Here is a 20,561-nt window from a genome sequence, read left to right as displayed (position 1 = left end):
CCTCTTCAAAGAGAAGGCCCCTAAAGAATCAACCTTTCCACTCAACGCAAGACTTACTCTTACTCATATGCGATTCCCCTGCCCTCGAGGGGGAGATGTCGCCGAAGGCGACAGAGGGGGTCGGTACGACGGGACGCGACCTCCTGCATTGAAAAGGGGACGCCAGCGCTTCACGCGAAGCGCCAATCTTCATCCGCCGCAGAAGGTCGCATCAGGTCGAACCGACCCCCTCTGGCCTACCGGCTATCTCCCCCTCGAGGGGGGAGATAGCCCTCTGCCGGCCCGCACTCCATCCACAAGGACACCTCCCCCATGACATCCCTCCATGCCGAGCAACTCGGCAGGGCGCGGACGGCTGCCGAATTCGCTGCCGTCATCGCCTTGCTCGACACCGACCTCAACGACGCGCTCGCCCGCAGACGCGAACTGGCTGAGGCCGAGGACCGCGCGGTCTTCGGCGATGGCGACCTGGCCGCCGCGCGTGCAGCCCTCGACGACTGCAACGACCAGATCGTCCTGCTGGAAAAGACGATCGACACCGCCGGCAAGCGCCGCGCCGATGCCGCCGCCAGCGAAGCCCGGGCCGATATTGCCGCCCTTGGCGACGAGATCAAGGCCAGGGCGGTGACGCTGCGCGAGCGCTGGCGCGACGTCCGTCGGCTGGTCGAGCAGCTGCGCCAGCAACTGTTCGAGGTCGATGCGCTGGCCCGCACTATTGCCACCGCCAATGGCCTGTTCGACGCCGCCGGCGTTGCCGAGTTGAAGGTGAACCTGACCACCACGCGCCGCGCCGCCATGGCCGGGCCACGGGCCGCCCCACCCGCCCGCCTCAGCCGGCCGGCGCTGCAGGCCGACAAGCTTTTGCTGTCCTTCCTCAGCCCCGGCGGCGCCCTCGACCCGCGCCCGCCGCTCGGCGCGCCGGTGGACGGCGTCAAAAGCAAATTCATTCCCGCAAAGACCTCCTTTGGTGAACGAGGCTGAACCATGTGCACACTTGCCCTTCTCGGCACGGCTCTTTCTGCCGGCGGTGCGCTGGTCGAAGGCCAGCAGTCGAAGCGGATGGCCGACTATCAGGCCAGGGCCTATGAGCAGCAGGCGCAGGCCGACGCGCAAAGTGCCGCCTTCGACCAGAGCCAGGAGCGCCATAAGCAGGATCTCCTGCAAGGCCAGGCGCGCGCCCAGGCCGGCGCGTCCGGCGTCGGCATCTCAGGCTCGCCGACCGAGGTGCTGGCCGCCAATGCCAGGCAGGGCCAGCTTGATCTCGATGCGATCCAATACGGCTCAAAACTGCGCCAGAACAATCTCAATACGCAAGCCGCTATCTCACGCTTCTCCGGCAAGCAGGCGGTGACGGCCTCGATCTTCAACGCTGGCAACGCGCTCGTTGGCGGCCGCTCCAAAATCCAGGTCCCGACGAAGGCACCGGTCTCGGGCGCCATTGCCGGCATGGTCCCGAAGCGGTCGGTGATCTTCGGCGGTTCGGCCCTCAGGGCCTCGTGGGCGGGGAACAGCTAGATGGCGACCATCCCTCTCCACATAGCCCAGCGCCGGCTCGATACCGGCAACGCGGTGCAATACCCGCAGGGCTCGCCATTCGGTGGCGCCATGCAAGGGCTGGGCGATAAACTCTCAGCCGTCGCCGAACGCTACCAGCAGATGAAAGACCAGCAGGAGGCGTTCGACGCCGAGCTTGCGCGGCGCCGCTTCAACGGCAGGATCGCGCAGGCCGAAGACCAGGTGGCGGCGAACGCGCCGGCCGATGGTGCCGGCATGCACGACACGATGTATGGCCAGGTCGATCCGCGCACCGGCCAGGTCGTCCAAACAGGCCTTTTCGACACGCTGTTCGACGATGCCCTTGCGAACATGCCCGAAAGCCAGCGCGCCAGTTTCGCCGGGCAAAAGGAGGCGATGCGCGCTGTGCGCGCGCGGCCCATGGCGCAGCGGCAACAGACGCGCCGCGACGGCTATGAGCTGGCCGAGGTCGACACGGCGCTCAAGACCAGCGCCATAGCCATCGGCAACGCCAACCCCGACGATGCCGTTACCTTCGAAGCAGCCCGCCAGGAAGGGCTCGACCTGATCGATAAGATGGGGCTCGACCCGGGTATCCGACGGCAGAAGGTCAAGGACTGGTTCGGCACTGCGGCCAAGACGCGCTTCGAGGCGTTGATCGCCAAGGATCCGAAACGGGCACTTGAGATATTTGGTGTCGGGACGCCGGCCTCCGGCCGCGATGCCCCCGGCGACCGCCTCGGCAAGAAAACACCTGATGAAACCGTGGCGCAGGCGTTTGCGGGCCATGCTCCGGCGCCCGGTCCGATCGCGACCAAGCCGGCAGCCGACCATCTCGCCGACCTATCTCCAAATGACGTTCAGCGACTGATCGACCAGACGCACGCTGCGGCCACTGCCCAACTTATCGAGGCGCGCACCAACATCGCCCTCGCTTCGCAGAACGCCCCGGACGCAATCGCCAATACGGGCAGCTATTCCGGCAAGATGCCCAGCCCCGCCGACTTCGCCGCCATTTATGGCACCGAGGAGGGCGGCAAGCAGTACCAGAACTTCAACTTGAAGATTGATGTCGGCCGTCAGGCCTTTGGCATGCGGACGATGCCCAACCAGGCGATCCACGCAGCGCTGCGCGATGCGGAGCCTGGGCCGGTCAGATCCAAAGAAGAGCAGACACGATATTGGGTTACGGCTGCCGCAGCGCTCAAGACTCTGGGCATGAGGCGGGCAGACCCTGCTGGCTACGTCCGCGAGGTCTTCCCCAATGTCGATGCCGCGTGGAAGGCGACAACGAGCCCGGACAGCAACGATCCGGCCGCCTATCAAGTCGCAATTACCCGTTCTATTGCTGCTCAAGAACAGTTGGATTTTGAGAACATCCAACCCTTGCCAAATTCATTCTCGGCGGATTCGACTAACACACTAGATATCCGTGAACTGCTGCACCATGCGAGCGACACGGAAGCAGGTACGCTAGATGCATCAACAGATGCGTCGGAACCGAATTCGGGGAGCGGGCAACGTTCTGAGGCGTTGGAGAACCAGCAGACCCAGACCGCGTCCGCAATTTATGAACAAAAAGAGAACATCTATCCTTCCGTCGAGGTAGCTGGTATATCAAAGTCAGTCGCGAGGAATTTGTGTATCGACTTTTGCACTAACGCCACACTGCCCACCGGCACGTACGACGGAGCACCATTTCACTATTGTATAGCCAGATGTATGGAAAATTATGGGCATTGAAGGGTGAATTAAATGGTAGACAATCTCCGCAGAGATGATGCAGAGGCTATTGTGCAATTAATTCTTGGCACCTCTAAGTCTCTAAATGAATTTTTGCTTGATAGAAGAGATTCAAGGAGCAAAGAAGAATTCGATTTCCTTAAAAAAATCGTTGGAAGGTTGATGGGATTTCAATATTTCGAAGTGGTTGAAGTCGTTGGCGGTAAGTATAAAGACATCGTAGAAAATTTGCATGGATCGGACCACCATAATTTAAATTTCAAGTTTCCTGAGATCAATAAGTGATGAAAATATATTACTAGCTAGAGCCGGAGGTGTCTGGTGGTTTTGGCGAAAATATAATTTTGGACGCGAGTGTTCATCCTCCTCTCGTAGCCCGTTTGCATTATGAGTTTGATGGGTGGTTGGGTGATAGGATGGTGACGTCGTTCCCGTGCTACCTTGTCACCGAAGATGTGAAAGAGAAAATTCTCAAGAGTGAATTTTCAGGCGTAACCTTTGACAAGGTCGAGGCGACCACTTCTGAATTGTTCGAGGAAATGCAACCGGACCAGAAGCTTCCGCCCTTCGTATGGCTGAAAGTGAACGGGGATGCCGGTCGCGATGATTTCGGAATAGCGAAAGATCTCCGCCTCGTCGTTTCCGAGCGCGTTCTCGATGCCCTCAAGCCATTGCGGATTTCCAATGCCTTGATTGAGCCTTTTGAAGCGTCTTGATGGGCTCAGTCCTGGCGGCTCTTTGGGGAGCGGTGTTGAAGCGATGGAGATTTCGGGATCGCGGCAAACTATCGCCTCGTCATCTCGAAACGCATTCTTGATTTGCTGGAATCATTGGGAATACCATTTGCCGTGGTCGAGCCTTGCGAACAGTAACGGGATCACGTCGCGGCCAGCCTTCCCATTCACTTTCAACCAGACAAAAGGTGGAAGTTCCTGCCCAGGTTGATATTCATGAAACTCTTCGGATGTCGGAAAGGCTGGGCTTTTCTTTCAGCGACGCCATCTGCGAAAGGCTCATTTATTACGCCACCTTTGATGAGAGGTAATATGCCGACTAACCCACGTTATGATGGACAACCGCTGCTTAGGCTGCTGGAGCTTTATGTGCTCTGGGCCATCCGAGAACTCTCTCAAGAGTCGGAGGATGGCTTGAAAAAGATGGGCCCCAAGCTGCAATCTATCTATGGCGGCGACGGACAATGGCATGACGCAATTGCCCAGGCCATGCACATGCCCGAGGGAATGCCGGCAGCAATCCGGGATATGTGGGCAAGGAACCTCGAAATCGCCCGCGTCAATGACGTAACCCTCCCACCCCAGAAATTTGCCGAGATGTTCGTGGACGAAAATTTCGCGGGTTGAACGCTGCTCTCTAATTGGAATTGCTGTGATGGCTGGCGTTCTACGGCGCCCCCTCTGTCCTGCCGGATATCTTCCAGAGGTACGGTGACACTGCACTTTATGAATCGATACGGACCAGAGTGAAAGAAAATAGTACACTGTCACCGTAATTCGGAGTGGAAGAAAATAGTACACTTTCACCGTAATTCGACAGAATTGATTTGCAGCTAGGTGGGAAGCAGATACTGGAGAACATGGGCCCACTGGATCCCAGCGTTAACACCAGTCTTGGGTCGAAGATAAGACACCAAATCAAGCTTCTGCCTTATGGAACCAAAATCAACAAGGTAACGATTGGAGATCGCGATGTTCGAGACATTCCAACAAAACTTCCCGGTGGATAGCAGGGCGCCAACCGATGCGGGCGACCTTTCGCTTGATACGAAGGTGCCGGGATTGAAAGAGTTGCTAACGAGTTTCGGAGGCGGATCGTTCAAGTAAGGCTTGTATAGGATCGTCCGCGCACAGGACGTGGCGCGCTGGAACGCGAGGGTCAGCCTGGGCTTTCCCGAGTTCGCCGGGCGGATCATTTGCTTTGGCTATGATTGGCAGGGCACGGCGTTTGCTGTCGATACCGGACGGTTGGAGCAAGGCGAGCCCGGTGTCGTGATGTTTGAACCCGACACGGGCGAGGCTCTGCAGATACCGTGCAATGTCCGAACCTTCCACGATATTGAACTTATCGAAGACGAGGACGCCATATTGGCGTCCGATGGGTACGCAATGTGGCGGGAAGCCGGCGGCGCCCAGCCGGCGTACGCTCAATGCGTAGGCAGTAAGAAACCGCTTTTTCTTGGAGGCGAGGAGACGATCGAGAATCTGGAGTTGTCGGACCTTGATGTCTATTGGCACATCATGGGCCAAATCATCGCGAAAGTAAAAGGCCTACCACCTGGAACACCAGTGCGCATATCACCTTAAGCTGGATGGGCAGGTGCATGGCCATCTATTCAGCCCGATAGGTGAGCGATGCGATACTTCGAAGTTGAGCCCGATGTCGCTGGTGGCCTGGGCAAAGGTACGACCATGGACACCGGCGTCCATCCGCCGGTCGTGGGAATTACGGTGACCACTTTTTACCGGTCACACCCATGTGACTGGGGTTAACCTCCGGACGCGCCCACGCCGCAAAATCAGACCCTTTTCACAGCCTCGCTTTCGCGGGGCTTTTTTCATGGAGCAAGTCTCATGGCCCGTCCTGCAACCGCCGCCGTTCGCCTGTTGACCGGCGAGCGCGAACCCGTGCGCCTGGCGACGACCGTGAACCTGGAGACGATCGTCATCGACGGTGTTGCCTGGATCCAGGGCCTCAAGGTCGTCGACGGCGTCCAGACCGCGACCGGCGACCGGGTGCTGGTCAAGGACCAGGCTGACGCCAGGTTGAACGGCATCTATACGGCGTCGGAGGGCTACTGGTACCGCGCCGCCGATGCGCGAGCGGGTCGCACGATGCAGAAGGGAACGACGGTGCATGTCCAGGAAGGCGCGGCTTCGGGCAATTTCGTCTTTGTCTTCCAGACGCTGAACCCCGTGATCGGTACCGACGACATTGTCCTGTCGTTCTACCAGTCCGACGACACGGTCGGGGATATTCGGGAAGCCGCTCAAGACATCATCGACCAGGCCCAAGCACCGGCCAATCTCGCGGCCGAAGCGATGACCACGGTAATTGATCCCCAATTCGCCACGCTCGCCGCCGCCCAGGCGTTTTCCCCGCCGATCGCCCCGACCTACATCCGCACCGCTTTCTATGACAGCCACCAAGTGGCAGGCAGCGGCGCCGTCTACCGCAAGAACGGAACCACGGCCGGGGATCTGGTGATCACTTTGAGCGACCGCGTGACGAAGGCGGGATATGGGCTGGCCTCAATCCCCGTGGCCGCATCCATGCTTGGCGCGCGCGGTGGCGGCGCGAACGCCACGGCCGCTATCGACGCGCTGCTCTCGGGCAGCTATCCGCACGTGCTGGTTGACGGCTCATATCAGACCGATGGCAACCATGTCATTTCGACGGCGAAGAAGCGCGTCGAATGCCTGGGTGGCTCTGCCCTGATCCTACGCGCTCCGGCCTCCACCGTCACCCGCCACTATCCCGTGATCGACATCGCTGCCGATGATGTCCAGGTTGACGGGGATCTGACGATAGATGGCGGATCGCACGTCGGGTACGAGGCTTCCATAGGCATCCGTGCTGGCTTTTCGACAGGCGCGCGCAGGAAGCGGCCGACGATTCGCGGCATCAAGGTGCGCAATCTTGGGCTTGCGGGCATCATGGCGCTCTGTGTTGACAGCCCAACGATCGAGGACATTGACGGTTACAACATCGTCACGCCAACCGGCGGCGAGTTTGGCGATAGCGTTTACGTTGCTGGTGTCCGCAGGCCGATCGTGCGCAACATCCGGTCGGCAAAATGCAAACGCGACGGCGTCGTGTTGACGTATGCGGGAAACCTCAACACCACCGACATCTTGGTAGACGGTGTTTTCGCCGATGCGCATCTCGATAGTCCTTCTGCCGGTGTCTGGGTGGAAATGACGGGCGCGCGAGATCCACGAGGAATCATCACCAACGTGGTGGCGAATGACTGTCTGGTTGGCGTCGCAGCGACCGACGCCAACAGCGAAGTGCTCATCTCGAACGTCAAGGCGATCGGCAACAGGCTTTCTGGCAGCTCTGCCGGCAATGTATACGGCGTTCAAATCCAATCGGGCCGGCTCGATAACTGGTATATCGACCGCTACAACACAGCCCTGCAATTGGAGCCAAACGGCGAATACCAACTCGCTCTTAGCTCGCAGGTCGGATCGTTTACGACTGGCGAGACCGTCTTCGGCGGCGCCTCTGGCTCGACCGGGATCCTGCGGTTCCAACATGTTGAAATTGTCATAACCGGTTCAACTGTCGACTATGAACTCGGTGAGACGGTAACCGGTGGTACGTCCGGTGCGACAGGTACCGTGATCGATTTCTTCGCCAATCTGCTGAGAGTCTTGCCGGTGACCGGGACATTCCAGGCTGCTGAAACAATCACTGGCGGCTCCTCGATGATTGCGAAAACGGCAAGCAGCGTGACCCGACGCATCTATGTGCGCGGTTCGGCCAGCAGCTTCTCAACTGGCGAGACTATCACGGGCGGCGTGTCCGGCGCCACGGCTACAGTCGCCGCTCCATACCAGACGCCGCTTGCGATCGGCCCAGGCACCATGATGAACTGCTCGACCGATGCCATAGTGGTGGCGAATTGCGTCACGCCAGCGAGCCTTAGTCTGACGGGCATCAGGGGCAACACCCAGTCGCATGGCATCCGGTTCAACCTTTCCGCCGGCCAACGGCTGCGCAAGGTCAGTCTCAAGGACATTGCGCTGAAGAACTCGACTTCAGTTGGCATTGCCTTTCGGGTGACCACCGGCGGCGTAATTGACGAAATGCTCGTTGACGGTTTTGACATATCGGAGTGGGTAGGCGACGGTACTGGCAGTTCCATCACGGCCGGCATCGTGACCCGGTTCGTCGGTGGCGACAACCCAGGCCTGCAGGGGACGTCGAGTGTGCCAATCAACCTGACCCTCAACACAATCCTGTTCGGCCTGCATAACCGCGCCCTCTGCCACAACAACGGCGCCGGCGCAGCGCGGACCCACACTCTGCCGCCGGCCGCACCGGGTTTACGGATCGGCTTTGCTGATTTGCACTCGACCCATGTCATGAATCTCGATCCCAACGGCACGGACACGATTAAGGGTGGCGGTGCAGGAAAATATCTCATCCTCGATCCCGGTGAGCGAGTGACCTTGGAGGCCTACGCGTTGGGATTGTGGGTTGTCAGTTCGGCAATCGGCTGGTCAGGGGATTTCGAGCTCTAGAAAATTGCGACTCGATAGTCCTGATGTTATCAGGATCCATGTTCTTTTTGCTGTGGGTAACGGTTATCGCGACGACAATACTTTTGCTGACCAGATTCCCCACAGTTTCGGCGATCTGGATCGGCTTCGTTGGTCTTTGCGCCTATAGCATTCCGGCATTGCTCGGCATAACTCGGCCGGTTCTATCCGGCAAGATGTCAGCATACTACGCGCCGACCTCTGATGCGGCCACACTGGTGATGGCTGTAGCGTGGCTCGGCTTTGCGCTTTCCCTTTTTGTCGCTGATACAAGCGGGTATGCGCAGAAGCAGCCGACGATCCGGGCAATCCCACATCCAGTCTATTTGAACCGGTTTCTGTTGGCGGCGCTCGGGCTTGTTGTGCTTTGCTACAGTTCATTGGCATACAAATCCGGCAATTTCCTATGGCTGCTCGATCCTCGGGCGGAAATCAGCTCCTACATCGGCGCTGACTGGCTTCTCTGGAAATGGTCGATAGCGCTTGGCTTCTTGATAGGGTGGTATTTTCAGGTGCCTTGGGCCAGAAATGTCTTCTCATGCCTGCTCGCGCTGATCGTTGTCGGCGCTGATCGCACTACCCCTGTCATCACGCTAGTCTCTCTAGGCTTCGCGCTCATGTGGGGCCGGCCAGCAATCAGGACGCTCTTTTCCGGGAAATCGCTAGCCGCCGCCGCAGCAGTTTTAGCCGTTATTTTCTATGCCAAACCTTTCTACGTGTCCTTGAAGTCTGACCAGTCCTTCAGCGACATTCTCGCATCGACAGACGCCATGTCTTTGCAGGCCGGATGGGAGGCCTTCGGCACTCATGAATTGCTTGAAAAAGTCGTTGCCTTGAACGTTTCGTATCCGCTTTGGAGTACGACGCGGGATTGCCTCGCGCAGTTTCTGCTGGTGCCGTCCTATTTCGGCTTTGGAAGCGGCGGCTTTAATGAGCTCTTGCAGCAACAGGTTTTTTCCCAGGCGACGTACGGACTAGCCTCCAATTTATGGGCGCACTGCTGGGCGATGGGCGGGCTTCTTGGTGTCCTGATCGGGGGAGGGATTTATGGTGCAAGCATCCTGTTTTTGAACAATTCGATAGTTCGTAGCAGGGGTATGATGTTTTTTCTCTTCCTTCTCGGGGCGGCGACGATCGGGGTGTACGCCCACAGGAACAGCCCCGAGAACATTCTTGCGCTGATCCGACCGATCGTCATCGTGTTTCTCACGATTCAGGTGATGGCTATCTTAACCACTCTGCAAGTGCGATCTCGGCGCATGATGCCTGTTAGTGATAGCCATTCCCCTACGCCACGTAGGCCTTAGCCACCTCCCGGGATTGCGATCACTAAACCTTTATAAACGCGATTGTTCATTGCCGCCCAGAAAGTACCAAGCGAGCGGCCACGTTGCTGAGGCACAAAGTGCCACTGAAATCGGAAGCACGAGGAACCCGACTCAAAAGAACCCGTCCAGCGAAGTTCGCATTTGAGACCGCGTAAATTTCCAAATGAGTCCGAATACCGAGCCGATCGAAACGGCAGCCGAGATCGTTCCCAAAGCGATGAACGATGCCACGAAAAGCCCGCCCATTGGCCTTGAGTAGATAGCTGAGGCCGAGGCGCGTAGCGCGAGAACTCCAAGCGCGAATGATATTGTTGCCGCACTGAGCCAGGAACCCAGTGGATTGCCGATGCGATTTCGCGGGCGATCGGTGATCGCACTTCGACGTTGTCCGTCATCTTGCCCTCTCTTCAGGATCTGTGTGCTGAGCAAGAACACCACGGCCATGCCCACCAGCATGGCTGCGCCAATCAAATCCATGATCCTCCAGCCGATCGCTCGCCGGGATATGTCACGAGCAGATCGAACCATCGTGTCCATCCTTCCAGCCTAGCAAAACCGATCCGAAAGGAACCATAACCATGAACCGCAACTTCGCGCGGGCGCTTGCGCTCGTTCTGAAATCTGAAGGGCTCTGGTCGGACAATCCAGCCGATCCAGGCGGCGCCACCATGAAGGGGGTGACGCTCGCCAATTTCCGCCGCTACGTGAAGGCCGACGCGACGAAGGCGGACCTCCGCAGCATCGGCGACGCGCAGGTTGCCACGATCTACCGCCGTTTCTACTGGGACGCCGTGCTCGGCGCCGAACTGCCCGATGGCGTCGACTTTGCGGTGTTCGATTTCGCGGTGAACAGCGGGCCTGGCCGGGCGGCGAAATACCTGCAGGCGGCGGTGGGCGTTGCCCAGGACGGCCGGATCGGACCGGTGACCCTCGCGGCAGTCAAGGCAAAACCGGCCGGCGTCATCATCGATGCGCTTTGCGATGCGCGGCTGGCGTTTCTCAAACGGCTGCCGACATGGGCAACGTTCGGGCGCGGCTGGTCCGATCGGGTGAGGTCGGTGCGGGTTCAGGCCTTGCTGATGTCGGCGCAACATGCCGCGGTGGCCGCGCCGGCGACTGTCCCGCAACCGTCCAAAGCCGAAACCACCGCTACCGAGGCGCAGACGGTCCAGCCGGTGCCTCGGGTACCGCCATCCGGCGGCAAGACGGCTGCAGCGGCCGGTATTCTCTTACTCATGGCCGCAGCGCTCACGGCGTTCCGGCATCACCTCACCGGTTTTTTCGGGAGCCTCTTTTGATGACATGGTTCAATACCAACGCCTTACACAATCTCCTCAACACGCTGATCGCCATCATCTGCGGTGGCGCCCTTGCCGGCTTCGACTGGACGATGTTCGGGGTGAGCGACCGCGCCGCGCTTCAGATCAGCGGCACTATCGCCCTTGCCAAGATCATCATCAACGCGGTGCGTGACGGTCCGCGCGGCATGATCGTGCCGCCGGCCAAGGAGACATGAGATGGGAACGCTCGCACTGCTTGGCCAGGTCTGGCCATATCTCCTTGCAACGGGTGCCGCGCTCGCCGGTCTCTGGACGGCCTACGCCAAGGGCAAGGCCAACCAGAAGGCCAGGCAAGATGCCGCCGACGCCGCGGCTCGCTCCGAAGCCCAGAAGATCGATGATGCCGTTGCCGGCCGGACGCCGGACGACAACCGGAGGAGGCTGGGCAAATGGTCAAAATCCTAGCGCTTTCCCTCACGCTGGCCGGCTGCACCACATCGGGCGGGTCGTTCTGCGCGGCCGGGCATCCCATCCGGCCGACACAGGCAGAGGTGGCGACTCTTTCCGACGCGTCGGCAGCGGCGATCCTGGCTCATAACGAAAAGGGTCAGAAGCTCTGTGGATGGAGACCGTGATGCACGAAATTTTCGACCTGCTTGGCATCAAGGGACCGGTCGTGGCGGCTGGCCTTGCCGGCGGCGTTCTGCGCGCGCTCTCGCGGCATCGCTACAAATTGCGCGAAATGATAGCGTCGCCAATCTGTGGCGCCTTGGCGGCGGCATATCTGACGCTGCCGGCGGTGTCCTACGCCAGGATCACCGGCCTGCCGATGCCGGATCCCGTCGACGACACCACCACACTGGCAGCGGCCTTCCTGATCGGCGTCTGCGCCATGTGGATCTCGGACGTCTTGTTCGAGTTTGTCGCGAGGCGATTCAAGCCGCCGTCAGATGAGTAGCTGCTGGCTCCGGTCGGCGTTGTCTGTTGGCATCTGCTTGACAGCATGCCCGAGACACTTTCGGCATAGAGCCGCGCCGAAAGAGCCGCCAGACGCGGTATAGTCCTCATTTCATTTCCACGACTGCCATTTTTGCCCGCCTCGGCTCGCGCCGGGGCGGGCCATTTTGCGTTTCGGCTCGATGCGGCGGCGATTCGGATTGGCAAGCCTCAAGCCAGGATGTTGACCGCGCGTGCCGCGACCAGCGCGATGGTCAGCAGCGAGATCATGGATTCCGCCATCATCAACAGCTTGGCGCGCTGGGAGAGTGGCAACGTATCGGTGGGCGAAAACGCTGTCGCATTGGTGAAGGCAAGGAAGAAATAGTCGACGAAGCCGGGCAGCCAATCGCGAAGGTCACGGTCGTTCAGCGTCATCTGTGCGAACAGGAAGTCGGCCTGCGCGAGCTTGACGAGCCCGCAGGTCGGCGGTCCACCGCGATCGGTGCTCCAGAACCACAAGGCAAAGACGATGACGTTGGTGACCCATATGTTGAGCGCATCGATCAGCAGCGTCGTGCCGCTGTTGCCGGCATGGCCCTCCAGCAAGGCACGCACCAGCAAGAACAGCGAACCACAATTCATGAGGCTGATGATGGCGGTCATGGTTAGCGCGGTTCTGCGGATCATGATGCGAAACTGGCCGATCGCATGCCACTCGTGATCATCGACCGCCTTTCGGGTGGCGGCCTGTGTCCAGGCCGTGGCCACCGACAAGGGCAGCAGCAGGGCGGCCTCCAGCACCGGCGCCAGCCAGCGCGGCCCAAATGAGAGGTTGTTGATGACCAGAAGCTGCAGGCAGATGATAACCAGAACGGCCGCGCGCGCCATCCAGAAGTCGAGCGCACGGTAGTGGATGACGGCGTGGTGGTGGCGCATTGGGATCCGGATTTTTCAGGCTAAGTCAGCCGTGCAGCGCTATCGTGGCTGGAGAGAGGAGCGCCGATACTCCTGCTCGATAATGGTGCTGCAATGGCACATAGCTATACTTTTTTGTAAGCTTCGACGTTTGGGCTGTTCGTCAAACCGGACTATGTGATCTAAGCGCCGCATGGCGGGGATAGATGGATCCATGGACGACTGGGTGCCGGCGGAATTGGTTGCCGCCGGCGTCGATTCCCCATCGGTTTTGTCCAATCTAATCCGTAATCCCTTGTATTTGCTGGCAATTTTGTGCCTGATGCAGATATTCTGCTGGACGGTGGCGCCCGCACTTGTCAACGTCTCACCGCCCAACGATGTCGTCGAAGGCTTCATGTGGGGCCGCGAATGGGTGCTGTTGAGCTACAAGCATCCACAGCTTCCCGCATGGCTGCTCGAGACCAGCCATCTTCTGACCGGATCGTTCCGCTGGCCGCAATATTTCCTGGCCCAGCTGACGATCTCGGCGACTTTCGTCCTGGTCTATCTGCTGGCCCGTGACCTGATAGGGCAGAAGCGTGCGCTGGCTGCCGTGCTTTTGATGCCGTCTCTCTATTTCTTCGGCTGGCCGACCCCGCAGTTCAATCATGACTACGCGCAGATGCCCTTCTGGGCCGCTATCTGCTGGCTGTTGTGGCGTGCAGGGCGTGGTGGTGGGCCGGGCTGGTGGCTTGCGCTCGGACTCGTATCGGGCGTCGGGCTCTACGCCAAGTTTTCCACCGCCCTGCTGTTGCTATTCGGCGCGATTTGGCTGTTGTCCGACCCGCGGGCACGCAGTCGGCTCGCCACGCCTTGGCCATGGCTTGGCCTTGTGGTTTTCGTCGCTGTCGCTGCGCCGCTGGCCGTCGAACTCAACCGCGTCGATTTCCTGCCGCTGACCTATGCTGCCTGGCGCGATCAGTGGGTGCTGGCCCATCGCTCCCGCTTCTATTATATCGGCGTCCAGATGGCCGGGCTCTGCGGCTTCGTTCTGGTGCTGGCGATATCAGGGCTGCTGCGGCGCTCGGCGCCGCCGCAAGAGCCCGTTGGGCGCGGTATTCTCGTTTACCTCTTGTGGATGGGGCTTGGCCCGGCGCTCCTCGTCATGGTGGCGTCCCTGTTCACCGGGGCAGGCGAGGCCTGGGGCGCGCCGATGTACAATCTTGCTGGCGTTGTGGCGCTTGCCTTGCTGGGCCACCGCCTCGGCACCGTCGAGATGCGAAAGCTGGCGATCTGCGCGTTCGTCTGCATCATCGGCATATCTGGTGCTTATGCGGGGATCCGCTGGACGAAATGCAATTTGCGTGGACGGATGGACGCCGTCTGTTGGCCGGCGCAGAAGATATCGGATGAGGCCGAGGTCGTCTGGCACGCGGCCGCGCCCGGTCGGCTCGACATCGTCGGCGGCCATCCCCTTATCGCGTCGCTGGCGGGCCTCAACGCCTATGACAAGCCGTCGATCTTCACCGACCTGAACATGCAGTATGCCCCCTGGATCACCAAGGATCGGCTGCGCGACCACGGCATACTGCTGGTCTGGTCTGGGCGCGACGTGCCACCTCGACTGCAGGTGTGGGTGGGCAACGTCCCGGTCAAAACCGTTCTTTTCGACTGGTCGCTCAGGGCGCCGCCGGTGGTGGTCAGCTTTGCCGCCATTCCGCCCGGCGCGCCGCAGTTGGCGAATGCGATCGACAGCCTCGCCCAAACGAGCAACTGAAGCAGGTCGGCGGTCCGCTGGACGGAGCAAGAGACAATGCCCATTTATGGGAGATCCAAGTTGATTTTGCGCAATTCCAGACGGAAAATCGCTACACGCTTTTCGTGGAATTGCTTTTGAGGAGACGTGATATGGCGACTTCGACCGAACGTGCAGTTCTTGCCGGCGGCTGTTTCTGGGGCATGCAGGATTTGATACGGCGCTATCCCGGCGTCATCTCCACCCGTGTCGGCTATAGCGGCGGCGACGTGCCCAATGCCACCTATCGCAACCACGGCACCCACGCCGAAGCCATCGAGATCAATTTCGACCCGGCCATCATCAGCTATCGCACGCTGCTGGAGCGCTTTTTCCAGATCCATGATCCGACGACCCGCAACCGGCAGGGCAACGATGTCGGGCTGAGTTACCGCTCGGCGATCTATTACACCAGCGACGAACAGAAGCGCGTCGCCGAGGACACTATCGCCGATGTCGATGCCTCGGGTCTGTGGCCGGGCAAGGTCGTCACCGAAGTGGCGCCGGTCGGTCCCTTCTGGGAAGCCGAGCCTGAGCATCAGGACTATCTGGAGAAATATCCCAACGGCTACACCTGCCACTTCGTCAGGCCGGGCTGGAAGCTGCCGGTTCGCGAAAAGGCTGTTTCGTAGACTTCACAACCGGCGACTGTGCCGGCTCGACGAGACCGTCGAGCGGCTTCGTCGCAGGCCAAGCCCTTTCAGGTCACTGCGCCTTGTCACCTCGGTGCAGCCGTCGAGCGCCTGATATCAAGGACTGCGCCATCTTAGCACGCCACGTGGCAAATCAAGCGCGGCTAGGAACACGCTGCGGGGGGTAACGCCTGCTGCGTTGGGTATGACGTTGACCCTTGGCGGCTGCGAGACCGCGCCCCGCTTGAAAAGATCGATAATGCCAGCTTGGCCTTGTTTAGGAGTGCCCGGTTCCGCGGGCGCCCAAAAAAGCCGCGGAGCATGCGCTCGCGGCTTCCTCGGTTGCCGGCAATGGCCTACTTACCGCAGTGGTTATCGTTGACCGTCGGCACAGAGGTGCCCGGCGAGGTGTGGGTGGCGTCAGGCTGCGCGCCCTGCGGGCCGGCCGGGCAATTTCGATCTGCGTTCGAATTCATGTCGCCGGGCATGCCGGTCGTGCTGTTGGTTATGCCGAGGTCGACAGTACCGGGCCTAACCGTATTCGGCGAAGCCGGGGTGTTCGGCTCCACAGTCACCGACTTCCCGCTGCCGGCGCCATCGCCACTTGCGTTATTGCTGCCGGCACTTTGCGCCATGGCTGACATGGCCAGACCAATCGTGAGAGCCGAAGCTGCGAGGATTTTCATGAACATGGTTTGTCTCCATTTCTGTGAACTCGTCGCTTGTTTCTACGAAGGTGATCGCATTTGCGACTATGGGGACAACCGGTCGCGGCAGCGAAGGTTCCCGATAAAATTTCGCTCCAGAAACATCGGCGTCTTCGACCCAAGAACCACTGGCGCAATGCTTTTTGGTGCAGCGCGCTGAAAAAATGGCTTTCACTTCGGTTTGATTGGTGCTTTAACCCGCGCATCCACAGGGGTGCTCCGTACGGTCGGGGCTGAGACGGGGGCGGCAAGCCCACAGACCCTAAAAGCTGATCTGGGTAATACCAGCGGAGCGAGGCGGGCCATGTTTTCAGGCGCACAGATTTCCCTATATCCCATGGCCGACGATTTCGTCGGCGTCATCCTTGGCGCGCTGGGCGCGCTCGGTCCCTATCGCGACAAGCTCCGGATCGAGACCGACGACATCTCGACCCTGCTGGTCGGGCCACCCGAGGTGCTGTTTCCAGCCATGCGCGACCTCTTCGTGGCGGCGGCGCGCAGCGGTAAACATTGCGTGCTGTCAGCCACCATCTCACGCGGCTGCCCGGGCGAGCCGGACGATCCGATCTGCCGCTCCGATGCCCTTGGCGGACCTGTCGGGCCACTCGGCCCGCGCAGGGATGCGGCCATCGCGGCGGTGCGCGGCGCGGCTTCGACTGGCCAGCCGGCGGCAGCGCAGTTCTCGCTCTATGTGATGGGCACCGACGACCATATGGATGAGATCTACGGCTGCATCGATTTTCTCAAGCAGTCGGGCGTCTATGAGCGCTCCAAGCATTTCTGCACGAAATTGGGCGGTGATGCGGGCGCGATCTTTTCGGCGCTTGACGCGGCCTTCTGCCGCTTCGGACCGGGTGCCGGCCACGTAACCCTTGACGTCACGGTTTCAGCCAACAGCCCGTCGGCCGTCTGAAACAGCCGCCGCCTATGCGCGGCCGTCAAAGGTTACCTGCCGTGGTCCCATCCCCAGTTTCTTCGCGCCCGATCGCGAGCCTTCTTATCAAGGCGGTACCGGTGACGATGTCGGTCGGACTGCTCCTGCTGGCCTGGGAGCTTTATGCCACCTATTCCGGCATCAAGCCGACGACACTGCCGGCGCCGTCACGCGTCCTCGCGCAAGCGATGCTGAATCGCGAGGCGTTGGTCGACAACGCCATTCCGACCATCCGCGCCACGCTGCTTGGCTTTGCCTGTTCGCTCAGCGTCGCCTTTGCGCTATCGATACTGGTCGACTTTTTCCAGCCGCTGCGCCGCGCGCTGTTTCCCGTCTTCATCGTCAGCCAGACATTGCCGCTGGTGGCGATCGCGCCGCTGGTGGTGCTGTGGTTCGGCTTCGGACTGGCGCCCAAGATCATGCTGGTGGCGCTGGTCACCTTCTTTCCGATGCTGGTGGCATTGGTCGAGGGTTACGAGTCGACCGAGGCCGAGATCGGCCAGATGCTGCGCGCCATGGGGGCAGGGCGCTGGCGCGTCTTCGTGCTGGCACGGCTGCCTTCGGCGCTGCCTTACTTCTTTGCTGGCTTGAGGATCTCCATCACCTATGCCGTGGTCGGCGCTATCTTCGCCGAATATGCGGGTGCGGCGAAGGGCTTAGGCATCTATATGCTCAACGCCAAGAACAATTTCCGCCCCGACCTGGTGCTGGCCGCTGTCGGCGTCAGCGCAGCGCTTACACTTGTCCTGTTCGGCTTGACCGTACTGTTGCAGCGCCTTGCCATGCCTTGGGAGGGCAAGCAAACCGCAGGGAAGCGGCGATGAGCCGGCTCGAACTGCGGCATGTGCGCAAGGCGTTCGGTGGGCTCGACGTGCTGGCCGATATATCGCTGAGTGTCGGCGCTGGTGAGTTCGTCTCTGTGCTTGGGCCCTCGGGCGCCGGCAAGTCGACGCTGTTCCAGCTTCTGACCGGCGCCGAGCACGGCGAGGGCGAGATGTTGTTCGACGGCGCTCCCCTCGATGACCACGGCAGGCATTTCGCCTTCATGCCGCAACGCGACGCGCTGATGCCGTGGCGACGCATCCTCGACAACACGACGCTGGGGCTCGAAGTGCAGGGCATCGGGCGCAAGGCGGCGCGGGCACGTGTTGCGCCGCTGTTTGCCGAGTTCGGGCTTGCTGGCTTCGAGCGGCATTTTCCTGCTCAACTGTCCGGCGGCATGCGCCAGCGTACGGCCCTGCTGCGCACGGTGGTGCAGGAGCGCGACATGCTTTTGCTCGACGAACCGTTCGGCGCGCTCGACGCGCTCACGCGCACCGCGATGCAGCGCTGGCTTGAGCGGATGTGGCGGGATCACCGCTGGACGGCGCTCCTGATCACCCATGATGTGCGCGAAGCCGTGTTCCTGTCCGACCGCATCTATGTGCTGTCGGCGCGCCCGGCCCGCATCGTGCGCGAAATCAAGGTGCCGCTGCCGCGACCGCGCAGCCTCGGCAGCGACGCTGCGCGCCAGGCTAGTGCGCTCGAGGCCGAGATCCTCGACATCATCCTCAACCCCAACCCATCCAAAGGAAACGACCATGACTGACTTGACGCGCCGGCAGGCACTGCTGCTGACCCTTGCCACCGGCCTTCCGCTGTTTGCCGGATCGGGGCGAGCCCGGGCACAATCGGCGGCGCAAAAGGTTACCGTCGCACTCGACTGGACGGTCAACACCAATCACATCGGCCTGTTCGTCGCCCGCGACAAGGGGTTCTATTCCGAAGCTGGACTCGAGGTCGGGATCCTGCCTTACAGCGATACCGGGGCTGGCACGCTGGTTGCCAACCGCGTCGCCGATTTCGGCATCAACGGCAGCATCAGCCTGTTCACCCAAAAAGCCGCCGGGGCCGACCTGAAGGGCGTCTACGCGGTGGTGCAATCCGAAACCGGCCGCGTGGTTTTCAACGCGGCTCGCAGCGAGATCAAAAGGCCGCGGGATCTCGACGGCCTGATCTTTGGCGGCTTCGGCAGCGCCTGGGAAAACGCACTAATCGGCTCCATCATCCGCCACGACGGCGGCAAGGGCAATTTCGAGACGGTGACGCTGGGTACCTCGGCCTATGAGGCGCTGGCCAACGGTTCGGTCGACTTCACGCTCGAAGTCTCGACCTGGGAAGGCGTTGATGCCGAGTTGAAAGGCATCAAGCAGCGCAGCTTCGTCTATGCCGACTACGGCGTGCCCGATGAGCACACGACACTGATCTCTTCGAGCGAAGCCTATCTCGAGGCAAATCCGAAACCTGCTGCCGCCTTCGTCCAGGCAACGCGGCGCGGCTACCAGTTCGCGGTTGATCATCGCGAGGAGGCGGCAGCCCTATTGATCGCCGCCAACAAGGATACGCTGACCAACCCGGCACTGATCGAGGCTTCGCTGAAGATGCTGGTCGACGGCCATTATCTGCGCAGCCAAAGCGGCGCCATCGGGACGATGGATCCGGCCAAGATGGAAGCGATCGGCGACTACCTCTTCGCATCCGGAATCCTGCGCGATGCCAATGGCAAAGTTCTGACGCAACGCCCTGATTTCGCGAAGTATTTCAGCAATTCAGCTCTGGGGTAGGGAGCCAATCGGCTCTCGACCTTCGAGGAAATGGCTGGCCAGCCAAGAAGCTCACGAGGTGCGGCAGCTTTACGTCAGACCCACAGATCAGCAGACCCGACCGATTCAATTCCGGACGATCTCATAGAGCAGAGTGGTTTTGATGTGTCGCCCGGGTTCACCCTGCAGCGACAGGGCGGCTGCGTAGAGTTTTGCTACGGCTGGGCAGAGACCTTCGAATTCCCGGCTCATATTGGCAATGGCAGTCATCTCGGCGGGAGTGCCGCCAGCGTTGATGAAAGCGTCGGCCAGCAGCGACCAGTCTCCGTCGCTGGCAGCGGCGGCCGGCAGACTGCCATTCTTCGCTGCGCCGAAAGCGTGGAACAGGGTGGCGCCGACCTTGTCCATGTCGATCAGGAAATCCTGGTCCGGCGTGCCGAGTGCATCCGGCCCTTCACGAAGGTAGTTGTTGCAGATGGCAGCGGTTTCCCGCGCCATGACATGGTTGAGCATATCCGATTGTGCACGCAGCGCTTCGGCGGCTTTGCCGTCCGGAGCCGAGGACAGCAGGGATGCGTATCTTCGCCTGAGATCGGCGACAGCCATCCTGCTCGCATTTCGCACCTGATCGACATTTCCAAGTCTGGCCACGGCCGTGATTTTTTCCACGACGACGTCGTAGTCGTCTGGAAACTCCTGCTTGATTGCCTTGAAAATCTGGCTTCCTTGGCTTTCAATCTGTTCGCTTACCTGAGCTGTGGTCAGCATTTGTGGATCGGGCGAACCCGCCACTGTCTGGTAAAGATATTTGCCGCCGGCAAAGCCGAGCGCCCAGGGCAATACCTTTATCGCAACAAACGACAAAGCGGCGACCGCCGCCACGCTAAAGCCTTTCCAACGTCCCATCCACCGGCCCTCCCTGAACCT

At 60.5% G+C, this 20,561-nt stretch carries 24 protein-coding genes and 1 riboswitch; of the genes, 20 read left to right on the top strand and 4 right to left on the bottom strand.

What is annotated here, in order from left to right; genetic code table 11:
* Positions 1-312: 312 nt before the first annotated feature.
* The 10 genes from NKH57_RS20195 to NKH57_RS20150 all read left to right on the top strand — a co-directional run bounded on the left by NKH57_RS20195 (position 313) and on the right by NKH57_RS20150 (position 9,847).
* Complete coding sequence (locus tag NKH57_RS20195) at positions 313-981, top strand: hypothetical protein (RefSeq protein ID WP_352946576.1); 669 nt, start codon at positions 313-315, stop codon at positions 979-981.
* Between the two features lie 3 nt (positions 982-984).
* Positions 985-1,515 carry a hypothetical protein gene (locus NKH57_RS20190; RefSeq protein ID WP_352946573.1) on the top strand — a complete coding sequence of 177 codons (531 nt, stop codon included), beginning with the start codon at positions 985-987 and terminating at the stop codon, positions 1,513-1,515.
* Positions 1,516-3,258 carry a hypothetical protein gene (locus NKH57_RS20185; protein ID WP_352946570.1) on the top strand — a complete coding sequence of 581 codons (1,743 nt, stop codon included), beginning with the start codon at positions 1,516-1,518 and terminating at the stop codon, positions 3,256-3,258.
* A gap of 12 nt (positions 3,259-3,270) precedes the next feature.
* Positions 3,271-3,543 (top strand): hypothetical protein, encoded by a 273-nt coding sequence (locus NKH57_RS20180; RefSeq protein WP_352946567.1) that lies wholly within the window; start codon positions 3,271-3,273, stop codon positions 3,541-3,543.
* A gap of 131 nt (positions 3,544-3,674) precedes the next feature.
* Positions 3,675-3,974 (top strand): hypothetical protein, encoded by a 300-nt coding sequence (locus tag NKH57_RS20175; protein ID WP_352946564.1) that lies wholly within the window; start codon positions 3,675-3,677, stop codon positions 3,972-3,974.
* A gap of 234 nt (positions 3,975-4,208) precedes the next feature.
* Positions 4,209-4,619: a hypothetical protein gene (locus NKH57_RS20170; protein ID WP_352946561.1), complete on the top strand. Its 411-nt coding sequence runs from the start codon at positions 4,209-4,211 to the stop codon at positions 4,617-4,619.
* Between the two features lie 345 nt (positions 4,620-4,964).
* The gene (locus tag NKH57_RS20165) at positions 4,965-5,099 is read left to right on the top strand and encodes a hypothetical protein (RefSeq protein ID WP_352831570.1); all 135 of its coding nucleotides are present in this window, start codon (positions 4,965-4,967) and stop codon (positions 5,097-5,099) included.
* Between the two features lie 3 nt (positions 5,100-5,102).
* Positions 5,103-5,579 carry a T6SS immunity protein Tdi1 domain-containing protein gene (locus tag NKH57_RS20160; protein WP_352831572.1) on the top strand — a complete coding sequence of 159 codons (477 nt, stop codon included), beginning with the start codon at positions 5,103-5,105 and terminating at the stop codon, positions 5,577-5,579.
* Between the two features lie 267 nt (positions 5,580-5,846).
* Positions 5,847-8,522 carry a right-handed parallel beta-helix repeat-containing protein gene (locus NKH57_RS20155; RefSeq protein WP_352946558.1) on the top strand — a complete coding sequence of 892 codons (2,676 nt, stop codon included), beginning with the start codon at positions 5,847-5,849 and terminating at the stop codon, positions 8,520-8,522.
* 38 nt (positions 8,523-8,560) lie between these two features.
* Complete coding sequence (locus NKH57_RS20150; protein ID WP_352946555.1) at positions 8,561-9,847, top strand: hypothetical protein; 1,287 nt, start codon at positions 8,561-8,563, stop codon at positions 9,845-9,847.
* 132 nt (positions 9,848-9,979) lie between these two features.
* On the opposite strand, the gene NKH57_RS20145 is transcribed toward NKH57_RS20150, so the two are convergent.
* The gene (locus NKH57_RS20145; protein WP_352946552.1) at positions 9,980-10,345 is read right to left on the bottom strand and encodes a hypothetical protein; all 366 of its coding nucleotides are present in this window, start codon (positions 10,343-10,345) and stop codon (positions 9,980-9,982) included.
* Between the two features lie 101 nt (positions 10,346-10,446).
* Here NKH57_RS20145 and NKH57_RS20140 point away from each other — a divergent pair, with 101 nt between their 5' ends.
* The 4 genes from NKH57_RS20140 to NKH57_RS20125 all read left to right on the top strand — a co-directional run bounded on the left by NKH57_RS20140 (position 10,447) and on the right by NKH57_RS20125 (position 12,106).
* Entirely contained in the window at positions 10,447-11,166 is a 720-nt protein-coding gene (locus NKH57_RS20140) for a glycoside hydrolase family 108 protein (protein ID WP_352946549.1), read from the top strand.
* The gene (locus NKH57_RS20135; RefSeq protein ID WP_023761024.1) at positions 11,166-11,384 is read left to right on the top strand and encodes a hypothetical protein; all 219 of its coding nucleotides are present in this window, start codon (positions 11,166-11,168) and stop codon (positions 11,382-11,384) included. Before NKH57_RS20140 ends, NKH57_RS20135 begins: the two co-directional genes overlap by 1 nt.
* A gap of 1 nt (position 11,385) precedes the next feature.
* On the top strand, positions 11,386-11,613 hold the full coding sequence (locus tag NKH57_RS20130; protein WP_023761023.1) for a hypothetical protein: 228 nt from the start codon (positions 11,386-11,388) through the stop codon (positions 11,611-11,613).
* Positions 11,614-11,782: 169 nt separating this feature from the next.
* Positions 11,783-12,106: a hypothetical protein gene (locus tag NKH57_RS20125; protein ID WP_023761022.1), complete on the top strand. Its 324-nt coding sequence runs from the start codon at positions 11,783-11,785 to the stop codon at positions 12,104-12,106.
* A gap of 209 nt (positions 12,107-12,315) precedes the next feature.
* Here the strand turns inward: NKH57_RS20125 and NKH57_RS20120 are convergent, their stop codons facing one another.
* The gene (locus tag NKH57_RS20120; protein ID WP_352601978.1) at positions 12,316-13,023 is read right to left on the bottom strand and encodes a hypothetical protein; all 708 of its coding nucleotides are present in this window, start codon (positions 13,021-13,023) and stop codon (positions 12,316-12,318) included.
* 193 nt (positions 13,024-13,216) lie between these two features.
* Here NKH57_RS20120 and NKH57_RS20115 point away from each other — a divergent pair, with 193 nt between their 5' ends.
* Positions 13,217-14,761 (top strand): glycosyltransferase family 39 protein, encoded by a 1,545-nt coding sequence (locus NKH57_RS20115; RefSeq protein WP_352946544.1) that lies wholly within the window; start codon positions 13,217-13,219, stop codon positions 14,759-14,761.
* A gap of 131 nt (positions 14,762-14,892) precedes the next feature.
* Positions 14,893-15,411, top strand: a complete 519-nt coding sequence (gene msrA, locus NKH57_RS20110; RefSeq protein ID WP_352601975.1) for a peptide-methionine (S)-S-oxide reductase MsrA — start codon at positions 14,893-14,895, stop codon at positions 15,409-15,411.
* A gap of 356 nt (positions 15,412-15,767) precedes the next feature.
* Here the strand turns inward: msrA and NKH57_RS20105 are convergent, their stop codons facing one another.
* Entirely contained in the window at positions 15,768-16,103 is a 336-nt protein-coding gene (locus tag NKH57_RS20105) for a hypothetical protein (protein ID WP_023761017.1), read from the bottom strand.
* Between the two features lie 215 nt (positions 16,104-16,318).
* Positions 16,319-16,432, top strand: a riboswitch (TPP riboswitch).
* On the opposite strand from NKH57_RS20105, the gene NKH57_RS20100 reads away from it, so the two are divergent.
* The 4 genes from NKH57_RS20100 (at position 16,423) to NKH57_RS20085 (ending at position 19,655) form a co-directional block, all read left to right on the top strand.
* Positions 16,423-17,031: a YkoF family thiamine/hydroxymethylpyrimidine-binding protein gene (locus NKH57_RS20100; protein WP_352946540.1), complete on the top strand. Its 609-nt coding sequence runs from the start codon at positions 16,423-16,425 to the stop codon at positions 17,029-17,031. Its footprint overlaps the riboswitch before it by 10 nt.
* Positions 17,032-17,045: 14 nt before the next feature.
* Positions 17,046-17,876 (top strand): ABC transporter permease, encoded by an 831-nt coding sequence (locus NKH57_RS20095; protein ID WP_352946537.1) that lies wholly within the window; start codon positions 17,046-17,048, stop codon positions 17,874-17,876.
* Positions 17,873-18,640: an ABC transporter ATP-binding protein gene (locus NKH57_RS20090; protein ID WP_352946534.1), complete on the top strand. Its 768-nt coding sequence runs from the start codon at positions 17,873-17,875 to the stop codon at positions 18,638-18,640. The genes NKH57_RS20095 and NKH57_RS20090 overlap by 4 nt, the downstream gene beginning before the upstream one ends.
* Positions 18,633-19,655, top strand: a complete 1,023-nt coding sequence (locus NKH57_RS20085; RefSeq protein WP_352946531.1) for an ABC transporter substrate-binding protein — start codon at positions 18,633-18,635, stop codon at positions 19,653-19,655. Before NKH57_RS20090 ends, NKH57_RS20085 begins: the two co-directional genes overlap by 8 nt.
* A 105-nt stretch (positions 19,656-19,760) precedes the next feature.
* Here the strand turns inward: NKH57_RS20085 and NKH57_RS20080 are convergent, their stop codons facing one another.
* The gene (locus tag NKH57_RS20080) at positions 19,761-20,516 is read right to left on the bottom strand and encodes a hypothetical protein (RefSeq protein WP_245266796.1); all 756 of its coding nucleotides are present in this window, start codon (positions 20,514-20,516) and stop codon (positions 19,761-19,763) included.
* Positions 20,517-20,561 lie beyond the last annotated feature (45 nt).

Origin of the sequence: Mesorhizobium sp. M1050 (assembly GCF_040318715.1) — a bacterium.
GTDB lineage: Bacteria > Pseudomonadota > Alphaproteobacteria > Rhizobiales > Rhizobiaceae > Mesorhizobium.
Note: the sequence above shows the minus strand (reverse complement) of the source record. Positions and strands in the feature narration are given on the sequence as shown.